We start from the raw sequence: 12,463 nt of genomic DNA on the forward strand, positions 1-12,463 counted from the left end.
CGGACAAACCCCCTGCCTACAATTTGCCCACGGATCGCCGGCCGGTCGCGGCATCCCACGGCTAATCGAAAATCATCCAGGAGCAGAGAGAGCAATGGCTCAAATACAGACCCCAGTACGTCAGGGTACGGCCGATACGCTGGCCGCGTTTTCCGATGCATTCAATCGTCACGACGCAGAGGCGTTGATGACCTTCATGACCGACGATTGCGTGTTCGACGCAGCAGGCGGACCCGAAGTGTTCGGCACACGCTTTGTCGGCAAGGCCGCCACCCGCGCAGCGTTCGAAGCCGTGTTCAAGACCTTTCCGGATGCCCATTGGGGCAACGGCCGGCACTATGTGATCGGCGAACGTGGCGTATCCGAATGGCTGTTCACGGGGACGCACGCGGAAGGCTGGCGTATCGAGGCGGAAGGCTGCGACCTGTTCGAGTTTCGCGATGGACTCATCGCGGTTAAGCGGGCATTTCGCAAGGAACGTCCGAAACAGAACGTTTGACGCTGATCAGGAGCTTCGTATGGAGCACAGTGAAATGGAACGCGTCGCGCAAGGCGTGCCGTCCAGCCGGGAAGACGACACCCGCTATGACCCGACATACGACCCGCTCGTATCACCCGGGCCCGGCTGGGGCAAGCAATATGCGCCGACGTACTGGGTCGCGACCGCCGGCACGCCGCCGGCCGACGACGGCCCGATCACCGGCGACGTCGACGTGGACGTGGCGATCATCGGCGGCGGTTATACCGGCCTCGCGACCGCGCTCTGTCTCGCGCGCGAGCACGGCATCAAGGCGGTCGTTCTCGAAGCCAACAAGACGAGTTGGGGCTGCAGCAGCCGCAACGGCGGGCAAGGTCAGAACGCTTCGGGACGGCTCTCGCGTTCGCAATGGATTGAACGGTGGGGCAAGGACGTCGCGCTAAAAATGCACGACGAGATTCAGGAAGGTTTCGCCAACTTCAAGTCGCTGGTCGCGGAGATCGATTGCGATCCGCAACCAGGCGGCCACTTCCTGATCGCGCATCGGCCGCGCATCATGGAGAAACTCGCCGCTGAAGCCAAGGTCTGGAAGGACGTATTCGGCTACCCGTCCGAACTCATCGACAGGCGCACTTTCCAGCGCGAGTATGTCAACGACGCGGAAGCCGCCGGCGCGCTGCACGAACCCGAGGGGATCGGCATCCATGCGTTGAAACTGGCGTTCGGTTATCTACGGTTGGCCCGCGAGGCGGGCGCCAAGGTGCATCCGGCGAGTCCGGTGCTGGGCTGGGAAACTATCAACGGCATTCATCATTTGCGCACGCCTGGCGGCATTGTGCGGGCTCGCGCGGTTGGCATCGCCACAGGCGCGTACACGGCCCAAACGCTGCACCCGGCGCTCAGGAGCCGCGTGATGCCGATCCTGTCGAATTCGATGGTCACGCGTCCGCTCACGCAGCAGGAGATCGCCGCATGCAACTTCCGCACGACTCAGGTGCTCACGGACACGCGCACCTTGCGGTTCTACTATCGCTTCCTGCCGGACAACCGTCTGCAGATCGGCAGCCGTTCCGCGATTACCGGTGCCGATGCGCCGAATACACGCCACTATGAGTTGCTGGTCGAAGGCATGTGCCGCAAATTTCCGGCCTTGCGCGGCGTCGCGATTGACTACTCGTGGTGGGGCTGGGTAGATGTCAGTCACGACATGATGCCGCGCGTGTACCAGCCCGATCCGAAGCAGTCCGTGTACTACGCGCTGGGCTACGGCGGGAACGGCGTGTCGTATTCGCAGCAGGCCGGCCGCCGGCTTGCTGAGCGCATCGCGGGAAAGGGCGCGAAGCAGACGCTGCCCATTTTTACGTCGCCCCTGCCGGGCCATCCGTTTGCACCGTTTCGGCGGATCGGGCAACGGATGCTGTACCAACTCTATTTCCGTCGCGACGAGAAACCGTGATACGCCGGGTGAATCTCCGCCCAGGCGTCACGCGGCGCCGAAATCACAACATGCCGCGCACCGTTCGGCGGTGCGCGATCCCTTGAACGACAAAAATAGATGGCGAGACGCGCAAGCGTCCTCGCCTCATCCAGTATCGAAGACGTCGAGAGGCGGGCGCCGCGAATGCGCAACGACCTGCCCGGCGAACGGATAACGGAACGTGGAGGTGACATGCAACCATCGGTAGACAAGACTCAATTGAAAGCGGGCCTCAAGCAGCGTCACATGACAATGATCGCGCTTGGCGGCGTGATCGGGGCGGGCCTGTTCGTCGGCAGCGGCGTCGTCGTCCAGCAGGCCGGGCCCGCTGCGGTGCTGTCGTTTCTGATTACCGGCGCGCTCGTCGTGCTGGTCATGCGGATGCTGGGAGAAATGGCCTGCGCGATGCCCGCAGTCGGCTCGTTCTATGAATACGCGCGCCTCGCCTTTGGGGGCAAACGCGGGTCCGGCAACCTTGCCGGTTTTCTGACCGGCTGGATGTACTGGTACTTCTGGGTGATCGTCGTCGCGGTCGAAGCGGTGGCAGGCGCGAAGCTCGTTCAGTTCTGGTTGCCGGACGTCCCCGCGTGGGCGATCAGCATGGTGTTGCTGGTGACGCTTACCGCAACCAACCTCGTGTCGGTCGGCAGCTATGGCGAATTCGAGTTCTGGTTCGCGTCGATCAAGGTCGCGGCGATCATGGTGTTCCTCTTCCTTGGCTGCATGTATGTGCTGGGACTGTGGCCCGCTGCGAAGCACGTGACCGCGGTTCTGCCCACTTTGCTCTCGCACGGCGGGCTGATGCCTAAAGGTATTGGACCCGTATTGAGCGGCGCCGTCGCCGCCACGGGTTTTTACTTCGGGGCGGAGATCGTCACGATCGCGGCGGCCGAAGCGCAGGAGCCGGCCAAGGCGGTCGCCAAGGCGACCAACTCGGTGATCACGCGCGTGCTGGTCTTCTACGTGGGCTCGATCCTGCTCGTGGTCTCGCTGGTGCCCTGGAACTCCCCGCACATGGCAACGCCGTATGTCAGCGCGCTCGATGCGATGGGGATCCCGGCCGCCGCAAGCGTGATGAACGCGATTGTGCTCACGGCGGTGTTGTCAGCGCTCAACTCCGGGCTGTATGCGGCGTCGCGGATGATCTTCGCATTGACGCGTCACGGCGACGCGCCGGCCGCGCTCGCCAGGGTCAACCGCCGCGGCGTGCCGGTTCGCGCGATTCTGATCGGCACCGTATTCGGCTATGCGTCGGTCGTGATGTCGTATGTGTCTCCCGACACCGTGTTCGCGTTTCTCGTGAATTCATACGGCACGGTGGCGATCTTCGTCTACGTACTGATCGCGATTTCGCAACTGAAGCTGCGCGCCCGGATCGAGCGCGATGCGCCGCAGACGCTGCGGGTCAGAATGTGGTGCTACCCGTATCTCACGTGGCTGGCGATTCTCGGCATGGTGGGAATTCTGGTGGCGATGGCGTTCATCCCCGAACAGCGGCAACCGCTATGGCTCGGCGTGGTGAGCCTCGGCGTGCTCCTGCTGGCGTACTTGGTGCGCGCTCGCCGGAACAACGCTGTGTTTCTGACACCGGACACCGTCGAATATCGGCACAACCATCGGTGAAAAAACGATATGATTTGTATCGAAAAAAACAAGCGGGTAAGATGAGGCATCACGCGGCGCTCGTAGTCCGATGCGCATACGGTCGTCGTGACGAAGTGGCAAGGAGAGCGAAGTGACCGATATCGTGACAGGCAAGCCGGACAGAATGGTTCCGGTACGCACGTTGTTTGGCATCGACTCGAGTCTGATGGCGCCAGCCTTCAGCGAGCGCGACGACCATGTGCCGGACATCGACGAGGCGTACCGGTTCAACCCTGAAGTGACGCTGGCGATCCTCGCCGGCTTCATGCGCGACCGGCGGGTGATGGTGCAAGGCCTGCACGGTACGGGTAAATCGACGCATATCGAACAGGTTGCGGCGCGGCTCAACTGGCCGTGCGTGCGCGTGAATCTGGACGGCCATATCAGCCGCCTCGATCTGGTGGGCAAGGACGCCATTGTCGTGCGCGACGACCTGCAGGTGACCGAGTTCCAGGAGGGCATCGTGCCGTGGGCGCTACAGCGGCCGGTGGCGCTGATCTTCGACGAATACGACGCGGGCCGCCCGGACGTGATGTTCGTGATCCAGCGCATTCTGGAGCGCGCCGGCAAGTTCACGCTGCTCGACCAGAACCGCGTGATCCATCCGCATCCGTACTTCAGGTTGTTCGCCACCACCAACACGGTCGGCCTCGGCAATCTGAATGGCTTGTATCACGGCACGCAGATGCTGAATCACGCGCAGATGGACCGCTGGAACGTGGTCGCCACGCTCAATTACCTGCCGCGCGCCGAAGAGGCCAGCATCGTGCTCGCGCGCGTGCCGGATCTCGCGAACGATGCCGGCCGCGCGCTCATCGAGTCGATGGTGAGCGTCGCCGAATTGACGCGCAAAGGCTTTGCTGCCGGCGACCTGTCCACGCTGATGTCGCCGCGCACCGTCATCGACTGGGCGGAGAACTGCCAGATTTTCCGCGATCCTGCGCTGGCGTTTCGCCTGACCTTCGTCAACAAATGCGACGAGGCCGAACGGCCCATCGTAGCCGAGTATTTTCAGCGCTGCTTCGGCGCGGAGCTTGAAGCCGGCACGGTTATCGAGCGCGAGGACGCGTGAGCGCCGACGCCACGACAGCCGCCGCCCGGCGAACGGCCCGCCGCGCGGAACGGCGTCAAAATTTATGCGCTGCGGCGGCGCGTGCTTTGACGGGCGACGCCGAGCTGCACTACCGTGGCGGGCGTTTGTGCCGCGGACTGCGGCCTCTGCCGCTCCATGCGCCGCATCTGCGCGTCGATCCGGCCGCGGACGATCTTGCCTCGCTACGCGGCGCCGCAGACGGCGCGGCATTGCGTCTTACACACTCCGACCGCGCTTTGCACGCGGGTCTGCGTCCCGACGATCCGGTTGCCCGGCTGGTATTCGAACTGCTCGAACAATTGCGTTGCGAAGCGCTGGCGCCGGCCGGCATGCCGGGCCTCGCGCAGAATCTGCGGCACCGCTTCGAGACGTGGTCGCGTGCCTTTTGCCGCTCGGGGCTGGTGGACGGGCATCTGGGCATCCTGCTCTATACGGTCGCGCAGATTTCGTGGTCGCGCCTGTCGGGCTGGCCCGTGCTGGAGGAATCCGAAGGCCTCATCGAAGCCACGCGCGCGGCGATCGTGCCGGCGCTGGGCTCCTCGCTTGCGGCGCTGCGGCGGCATCGCGCGGAGCAGGGTGCGTTCGCCGTCCACGCGCTCGAGATGGCGCACCTCGTGAGCCGGATGATCAACGCCGAGCGCGCGCAATGGGCCGGAGATGACGCGCAGAATCCGGACGACGACGAAGCCGCTCGGACCACATTCACGCTGTGGCTCGATCCCGAGGCCGGCGAGCCGACCGAGATGGGTTTTGCCGCCACCGGCGAGAGCCGCACGTTAAGTGCCGCCGGGCAGAGCTATCGCGCCTACACGACACGCTATGACCGCGAAATCGTGCCGGCCGCATTGATCCGCAAGGAACTGCTCGCGGAGTATCGCGTGCGTCTCGACGAGCGTATCGCCGCGCAGGGCATCAACGTGGCTCGGCTCGCGCGTGCGCTCAAGGCCGCGCTTGCCGTAGCCCAGCGCGACGGCTGGTCATTCGGCGAGGAACATGGCCGGGTCGACGGCCGGCGTCTCGCGCAAGTGGTCAGTTCGCCGGCCGAGCGGCGCGTCTTCCTGCTCGAACGGCACAGGCCGCTGGCCGATTGCACCGTGAGCTTCCTGATCGATTGCTCGGGCTCGATGAAAGCCCACATCGAGCGGGTGGCGATGCTGGTGGACGTGCTGACGCGCGCGCTCGATCAGGCCGGCGTCGCCACCGAGGTGCTGGGTTTTACGACCAGCGCGTGGAACGGCGGCCGGGCGCGGCTCGACTGGTTGGCGGGCGGACGACCCCGGCATCCCGGCCGGCTCAATGAAGTTTCGCACCTCGTTTTCAAGGACGCGGCGACGAGCTGGCGGCGCGCTCGCGCCGGCATTGCAGCGCTGTTCAAGGCGGACCTGTTCCGCGAAGGCGTGGACGGCGAGGCGGTCGACTGGGCGTGCTCACGGTTGCGCGCGCGCGCGGAAGCGCGGCGCATCCTGATCGTGATTTCCGATGGCAGTCCGATGGACAGTGCGACCGCTCAGGTCAACGACGCCTTCTATCTCGACCATCATCTGAAGCAGGTTGTGGCGCGCAACGAAGCCTTGGGAGACGTGGAGTTGCTCGCCTTTGGCGTTGGACTCGATCTCAGCCCGTATTACCGCCGCTGTCGCGCGATCGATCTCTCGGCGCCGCCCGGCATGCCGCTGTTCAATGAACTTGCCGGCTGGATCGGCGCGCGCCGTTAGGCGCGTGCGGGCACGCTGCGGCGTGCGTTGGCGTGCCGTAGTTTTAAACGGCCAGATGCGGTAACGCGTGCAGTATCAACGAGACGCCAATCAGCATCAGGATTGCATAGGCAATGCGCCGCGTCACCACGCCCGAGAGCGGCGGTGGATAGTGTCGCGCGACGATCGTCATCAGCGCCACCACCGGGATCGCGAGCGCCGCCTGCATCCAGATTTCGGCGTCGAGTTGACCTTCGTAGGCGCTGAGCAGCGTGCGGGCCGTCGAGGTCACCGTGAATATCAGAATCAGTGCGTAGCGGATTTGCACTATCGGGAGCGGCTGTCGATAAAACTGAAAAATCAGCGGCGGCCCGGATACGCCGAACATGCCGCTGAGCAGCCCTCCGAACAAACCGCTGACGAAGAAGCTGCGGTCGCCGGAGCGTAGCGCCAGCGGCGCGGGACGCAACGCCGCGCTCAAGCCGCCGTACAGCACCACGGCGCCCAACAGCAATTGCAAAATGCCCGAAGCGGCGGTGCTGAGAACATTGACCACCACCATGCCCACGACCACGGCGGGCAACACGCCGAGGATCGCAGCGCGCACGGCGCGCCAATCGATGTGATGCAGCTTGCCGGGCAACGCGGTCGCGCTGTTGGCGAGCGTGACGAGGCTCGCCAGCGCGGCGAGACTGGTCACCGGTGCAAGCTCCATGCCGCTAGCGGCGCCGATCACGATCATGCTGAGGCCGAAGCCGGTGATGGTTTGAAAATAGCTCGCGGCGCCCATCAGCGCGAGTAGGGGCAGCAACTTCTGAACGATCATGAATGAGATGAAAAAGATACGGGGATGTCCGCGCCGGGGCCAGCCAGGGCGGCTTGCGCCTGGACTGCCGTGACGGCGATGACGTAGTAGATGTCGTCCGCGCTGCAGCCGCGCGAGAGATCGTTGGCCGGCTTTTGCAGGCCTTGCAGCAAGGGACCGATTGCCTTCGCGCCGCCGATCCGCTCGGCCAGCTTGTAGCCAATGTTACCCGCTTCGAGGCTCGGGAAAATCAGCACGTTGGCGTGCCCTTCAACCTGCGAGTGCTTGACCTTGCGCAGCGCGATCTCGGAGACGATGGCCGCGTCGAGTTGAACGTCACCGTCGATGGCGAGTTCGGGGCGGCGCGCCTGCACCAGGTGCGTCGCCTCGATCACCTTGTCGACAGCCGCATGATGCGCGCTGCCGCTGGTCGAGAACGACAGCATGGCGACGCGCGGGTCGTCCATGAGCAGGTTGCGCGCGCTGTCCGCTGCCGCCATCGCGATCTCGGCGAGCTGGCCCGCGTCGGGTTCGACCACCAGCGCGCAGTCGGAAAAAATGAGGCCGCCTTTGAGCGTGTGGAACGGCTCGCACAGCATCATCAGGAAGAAGCTGGAAACGAGCTTGAACGAAGGCGCAATGCCGATGATCTGGATCGCGGTGCGGACCACGTCCGCCGTGGTGTTGACGGCGCCCGACACCGAGCCGTCTGCGTGACCGAGCCGCACCATCAGGTTGGCGAAGCACAAGGGGTTGAGAATCGCGCGCCGTGCTTCGTCTGGCGTCATGCCTTTCCTGCTGCGCAACGCAAACAGTTCATCCGCGTAGGACGGTGCGAGCGCCGAACTGACCGGGTCTACCAGTTCCATGCCCGACAGGTCGATGTCTTGAGCGGCGGCTGCCTCGCGGATCTGTGCGGCGTCACCCACCAGCACGATGCGGGCAATGCTTTCACGGACGGCTCGCTGTGCCGCCAGCAGGACGCGCGGATCCTCCGCCTCGCTCAACACGATGCGCATGGGCTTGGTGCGCGCGCTGTCGATGATGCGGTTGATTGCTTTCATGGAAGTCGTCGGTGACGGTTGCGAAGGGTGAAGCGGAACAAAGAGGCCGGAAACGGAGGGCCGGGCCGAAGACACCCGGAGTAACCCATTTCCGGCCTGTGAGCACCAACGAATCCCGAACGGCTACAGGACCCGTCGACGCTCAGCTTCTTAGACGTAATCCTTGTACTTGTCGAGCATGCGTACTGGCTTCGCAAGCGCGTCGCGACGGAACGGGTCACCCAATTCACGCGTGCACATTATCTCGATGATGGTCGTCTTGCCCTCGTTCATCTGCATCTCGATCGCGCGCTTGAGCGCGGGGCCGACATCTTCCAGCCGATCCACCACGATGCCCTCGGCACCCATCGCGCGGCCAATTTCCGCAAAGCTCTGGTTGTCGAGCTCGCCGGCGACGAAGCGGCGGTTGTAGAAGTCGACCTGGTTCTTCTTCTCGGCGCCCCACTGGCGGTTATGGAACACCACCGCGGTTACCGGAATATTGTGACGTACGCAGGTCATGGTTTCCATCAGGCTCATGCCCCAGGCACCGTCGCCGGCATACGAGACGGCCGGGCGGTGCGGCGCTGCGACCTTCGCACCGATGATCGTCGGGAATGCGTAGCCGCAATTGCCCCAACTCATCGCGGCGAAGAAGCTGCGCGGTTTGTTGAAGCGCAGGTAGCTGTTGGCCACCGAGTTGATATTGCCGATGTCCGTCGAGACCATCACGTCTTCAGGCATGGCCTTTTCAAGCTCGCGCAGCACCTGGCGCGGATGCAGGTAGGTTCCACCGCCAGGGGTGCGCTCGTTCTTCTGCTCCTCGATCATGTCGAGACTGTAGGGGTCGCGTTCATGCGTCCACTCGTCGAGCTCTTTCTCCCAGGCAGCCTTCTCGGCGGCGATCTGGCTTGCGCGCTCGTCGAGCGTGGCGTCGCAAGCAAGCTTGCGTCCCGCGAGGCGCTCCGTCAGGGCGACAGCGGCGGCCTTGGCGTCGCCGCAGATGCCCACCGAAATCTTCTTCACCAGACCCAGCATCTTGTGGTCGGCGTCGATCTGGATGATCTTCGCGTTGGTCGGCCAGTAGTCCATGCCGTGTTGGGGCAACGTGCCGAAGGGTCCGAGCCGCGAGCCGAGCGCGATCACTACGTCGGCGCGTGACAGCAGCTTCATGGCGGCCTTGGAACCCTGATAGCCGAGCGGGCCGCACCACAGCCGGTGGTTGGCCGGGAACGAGTCGTTATGCAGGTAACTGTTGACGACCGGTGCACCCAGACGCTCGGCCAACGCCTTGCACTCTTCGATCGCGTCGCCCATTACCACGCCGCCGCCGGAAATGATGACGGGGAACTTCGCCTGCGCGAGCAGTTCGACGGCTTCGTTCAGACGCTGCTCGCCACCGGCGCCGCGATCGAGCCGCTGCGGTTGCGGGATTTCCGCCTTGATCTGACCGTAGAAATAATCGCGCGGGATGTTGAGCTGCGTGGGGCCCATTTCCGCCAGGGCACGGTCGAAGCAACGGCCGGTAAATTCCGCCATACGCGCAGGGTGGGTGACGTGGCCCTGGTACTTGGTGAACTCCTGGAACATCGGCAGTTGCTTGGCTTCCTGGAAGCCGCCGAGGCCGATGCCCATCGTGCCCGCTTCCGGCGTGACGATCACGACAGGGCTGTGCGCCCAGTAAGCGGCTGCGATGGCGGTGACGCAATTGCTGATGCCCGGGCCGTTCTGACCGATCACCACGCCGTGACGCCCTGAGACTCGGGCATAGCCGTCGGCCATGTGGCCAGCGCCTTGTTCATGCACGACGGGAATCAGGCGAATGCCGGCGGGCGCAAAGATGTCCATCGCGTCCATGAACGCGGAGCCCATGATGCCGAACATGTCGGTCACGCCATTGGCCGCGAGGGTTTCGACGAACGCCTCGGACGGCGTCATTGCTTGAGGGCCGCTGGCCTGGGTGGCGGTGGTGGCCTCGCGGATAGTGGGGTTGTGCTCGCTCATTAATGTGTCTCCGGCTCTTTGAGATTAAACGGAACAAAAAATACCAAAATCAGTGATGTTTAAAATGTAGGTCAGGCATGATCAAGCGGTCAACCTTTATTTACAATAAACGATACGTTTTGTATCAAAAACTGAAGCCGCCAAGGTCGATTCGACGGGGTGGCGCGCAGTCAGTCCCACGGCAGCGAGTACGTTTTCACGTTGGTGAAGCTTCTGATCGCTTCCTGGACTCCTTCCTTGTAACCCAGCCCCGAATCCTTGATGCCGCCGAAGGGCGTGAGTTCGAGCCGGTAACCCGGCACCTCGCGCACATTGACGCTGCCCACGTGCAATTCGGAGACAAGGCGCGTGATGTAGTCGAGACGGTTCGTGCAGACCGACGAGGAGAGGCCGTAGTCGGTCGAATTGGCAATCCGGATTGCGTCGTCGATATCGCGGAAGCGGATGATGGGCGAAACCGGACCGAACGTTTCATATCTGACGAGCGGCATGTCCGGCGTGACACGATCCACCACCGTCGGCGAATAAAGCGCGCCTCGGCGAACGTTGCCGGTCAGCAGTTGCGCGCCGCGGCTGAGCGCGTCGTTGACTTGCGCCTCGAAGAACCTGGCGGCGGCTTCGTCGATAACGGTGCCCATGTCGGTGTCCGGATCGGCGGGATCGCCATAGCGCACCGCGTGAGTCTTTTCCACCAGCAAGTCGACGAAGCGGTTCGCCACCGCCTCGTGAACCAGCATCCGCTTGATCGCCGTGCAACGCTGGCCGGAGTTCTTGTACGAGCCGGCAACGGCGAGCGTGCTGGCTTCTTCGAGGTCCGCGTCTTCCATGACGATGAGCGGATCGTTGCCGCCGAGCTCCAGCACCGCGCGGCGATAACCCATCCGCGCCGCGATATGCTTGCCGATGGCAACACCGCCGGTGAATGTGATCAGATCCACGTGCTCGTTGGTGATGAGCTCGTCGGCGATGTCTCGCGGATCGCCGGTCACCACCTGAAGCATTTGTGGCGGCAAACCGGCGCTGTAGAGAATGTCCGCGAGGAGGCAGGTCGACAGCGGCACCTTCTCGGACGGTTTGACGACGATCCGGTTATTCGTCGCAATGGCCGGCACAATCTTGTGTGCGACCTGGTTCATCGGATGATTGAACGGCGTGATTGCGCAGATCACACCCAGCAGCGGATCGCGCTGCGTGTATACGCGGCGCTGTTTGCCGTGCGGCGTCAGATCGCAGGAAAAGATCTGACCGTCGTCCCTCAACGCCTCGTTGGCGCCGAAGGTCAGTACGTCGCTGACGCGGCCTGCTTCGTAGATGGAATCTTTTCTGCACAGGCCGGATTCCGCAGTGATGAGGTCGGATATTTCGTTGGTCCGCTCGCGCACGATGTCTGCCGCGCGGCGCAGGATCTGCGAGCGCTCATAACGTGTTAATTGCGCACGGTACGCGTGCGCGTAGTCGAAAGCGCGGCGCACGTCGTCCACCGTAGCCCTCGGGACGCTGCCCACCAGGGCTCCTGTGTACGGGTTCAAGACTTCGATCACCTCGGCGCTCGTTACTCTCTCCCCACCGATGCGCATGGTTTCGTGCCGAACTGTCGAAGACGGCTCCGGCTTGACGATCGCGTTCATGCGCACCCCTGATTGGATTGACGAGCGTAGTAGGTGAAAACGCACCGGTAAGCTTGCAGGTCATGCAAAGTGCGCGAACTGCGCAAGCTGCGCGAGTTGCGGCTTACCGGCCGGTCACCGAAATGTCCTACGGTTAAGTTCGATATTGCCGAAGAGGGCGGCAGAGGAGTAGAGCCAGCTTGGAGGAGTCGCTGAGGCCAGCGTTGCGCCGGCGAAGAGCCCGAAGGGCACGCATCAGTTGAAGATGACGGCGCCTTCCAGTGTGAGGCATCGGCACAGCGATTCGAACTGCGGTGAACTGTGCGGCGAGGATCGGTCGACCCCGATGGCGTGACCGATTTCCTCGGAAGCGTAGGTGAGCAGGGTGTGCGCAATGCCACTGCGCCGGTATGCCGGCTCTACAAACAAAGTGGCGAGCGATGCATAGCCGTCAGCCCCGCTGGCGTCAATCTCTATACGTAGCTCGCCAACAGGCTCGCCCTGGTGATAGGCAATAGCACGCGTGCAATCGGCGTCAAGCTCGATTTGAATGACCCGATTGCAACGGTCCTTAAAGACGACCACGCGCATGACAATTTCCTCGACTGGCCTTCACTG

10 protein-coding genes are annotated in these 12,463 nt (G+C 63.5%); 5 read left to right on the forward strand and 5 right to left on the reverse strand.

The genetic code is table 11. From position 1 onward, the window contains the following. Positions 1 to 94: 94 nt before the first annotated feature. From F759_RS0101860 to F759_RS0101880, 5 genes are all read left to right on the forward strand, one after another. Positions 95 to 499, forward strand: a complete 405-nt coding sequence (locus tag F759_RS0101860) for a nuclear transport factor 2 family protein (protein WP_027798335.1) — start codon at positions 95 to 97, stop codon at positions 497 to 499. 34 nt (positions 500 to 533) lie between these two features. After that, positions 534 to 1,934 carry an NAD(P)/FAD-dependent oxidoreductase gene (locus F759_RS0101865; protein ID WP_036023332.1) on the forward strand — a complete coding sequence of 467 codons (1,401 nt, stop codon included), beginning with the start codon at positions 534 to 536 and terminating at the stop codon, positions 1,932 to 1,934. Between the two features lie 213 nt (positions 1,935 to 2,147). Next, the gene (locus F759_RS37140) at positions 2,148 to 3,578 is read left to right on the forward strand and encodes an amino acid permease (protein ID WP_036023497.1); all 1,431 of its coding nucleotides are present in this window, start codon (positions 2,148 to 2,150) and stop codon (positions 3,576 to 3,578) included. 112 nt (positions 3,579 to 3,690) lie between these two features. Next, positions 3,691 to 4,671, forward strand: coding sequence for an AAA family ATPase (locus F759_RS0101875; protein ID WP_027798337.1), 981 nt, complete (start codon positions 3,691 to 3,693; stop codon positions 4,669 to 4,671). After that, complete coding sequence (locus tag F759_RS0101880; protein ID WP_027798338.1) at positions 4,668 to 6,407, forward strand: cobaltochelatase CobT-related protein; 1,740 nt, start codon at positions 4,668 to 4,670, stop codon at positions 6,405 to 6,407. The genes F759_RS0101875 and F759_RS0101880 overlap by 4 nt, the downstream gene beginning before the upstream one ends. Before the next feature lie 43 nt (positions 6,408 to 6,450). Here F759_RS0101880 and F759_RS0101885 read toward each other — a convergent pair whose 3' ends face one another. The 5 genes from F759_RS0101885 to F759_RS0101905 form a co-directional block, all read right to left on the reverse strand. After that, on the reverse strand, positions 6,451 to 7,212 hold the full coding sequence (locus F759_RS0101885; protein ID WP_027798339.1) for a sulfite exporter TauE/SafE family protein: 762 nt from the start codon (positions 7,210 to 7,212) through the stop codon (positions 6,451 to 6,453). Then, a complete protein-coding gene (pta, locus tag F759_RS0101890; RefSeq protein ID WP_027798340.1) occupies positions 7,209 to 8,255 on the reverse strand; it encodes a phosphate acetyltransferase in 1,047 nt (348 codons plus the stop codon). The genes F759_RS0101885 and pta overlap by 4 nt, the downstream gene beginning before the upstream one ends. A gap of 150 nt (positions 8,256 to 8,405) precedes the next feature. Next, positions 8,406 to 10,238 (reverse strand): sulfoacetaldehyde acetyltransferase, encoded by a 1,833-nt coding sequence (gene xsc / locus F759_RS0101895; RefSeq protein WP_027798341.1) that lies wholly within the window; start codon positions 10,236 to 10,238, stop codon positions 8,406 to 8,408. A gap of 170 nt (positions 10,239 to 10,408) precedes the next feature. Beyond that, on the reverse strand, positions 10,409 to 11,866 hold the full coding sequence (phnY, locus tag F759_RS0101900; RefSeq protein ID WP_027798342.1) for a phosphonoacetaldehyde dehydrogenase: 1,458 nt from the start codon (positions 11,864 to 11,866) through the stop codon (positions 10,409 to 10,411). A gap of 234 nt (positions 11,867 to 12,100) precedes the next feature. Further along, positions 12,101 to 12,436 (reverse strand): GNAT family N-acetyltransferase, encoded by a 336-nt coding sequence (locus tag F759_RS0101905; protein ID WP_027798343.1) that lies wholly within the window; start codon positions 12,434 to 12,436, stop codon positions 12,101 to 12,103. Positions 12,437 to 12,463: the final 27 nt, after the last annotated feature.

The organism is Paraburkholderia dilworthii (assembly GCF_000472525.1).
Taxonomy (GTDB): domain Bacteria; phylum Pseudomonadota; class Gammaproteobacteria; order Burkholderiales; family Burkholderiaceae; genus Paraburkholderia; species Paraburkholderia dilworthii.

Coding starts and splice junctions, on each gene's coding strand:
- F759_RS0101885 (WP_027798339.1), bottom strand. CDS start 7,212: ATGATCGTTCAGAAGTTGCTGCCCCTACTCGCGCTGATGGGCGCCGCG.
- F759_RS37140 (WP_036023497.1), top strand. CDS start 2,148: ATGCAACCATCGGTAGACAAGACTCAATTGAAAGCGGGCCTCAAGCAG.
- pta (WP_027798340.1), bottom strand. CDS start 8,255: ATGAAAGCAATCAACCGCATCATCGACAGCGCGCGCACCAAGCCCATG.
- F759_RS0101905 (WP_027798343.1), bottom strand. CDS start 12,436: ATGCGCGTGGTCGTCTTTAAGGACCGTTGCAATCGGGTCATTCAAATC.
- F759_RS0101865 (WP_036023332.1), top strand. CDS start 534: ATGGAACGCGTCGCGCAAGGCGTGCCGTCCAGCCGGGAAGACGACACC.
- F759_RS0101860 (WP_027798335.1), top strand. CDS start 95: ATGGCTCAAATACAGACCCCAGTACGTCAGGGTACGGCCGATACGCTG.
- phnY (WP_027798342.1), bottom strand. CDS start 11,866: ATGAACGCGATCGTCAAGCCGGAGCCGTCTTCGACAGTTCGGCACGAA.
- xsc (WP_027798341.1), bottom strand. CDS start 10,238: ATGAGCGAGCACAACCCCACTATCCGCGAGGCCACCACCGCCACCCAG.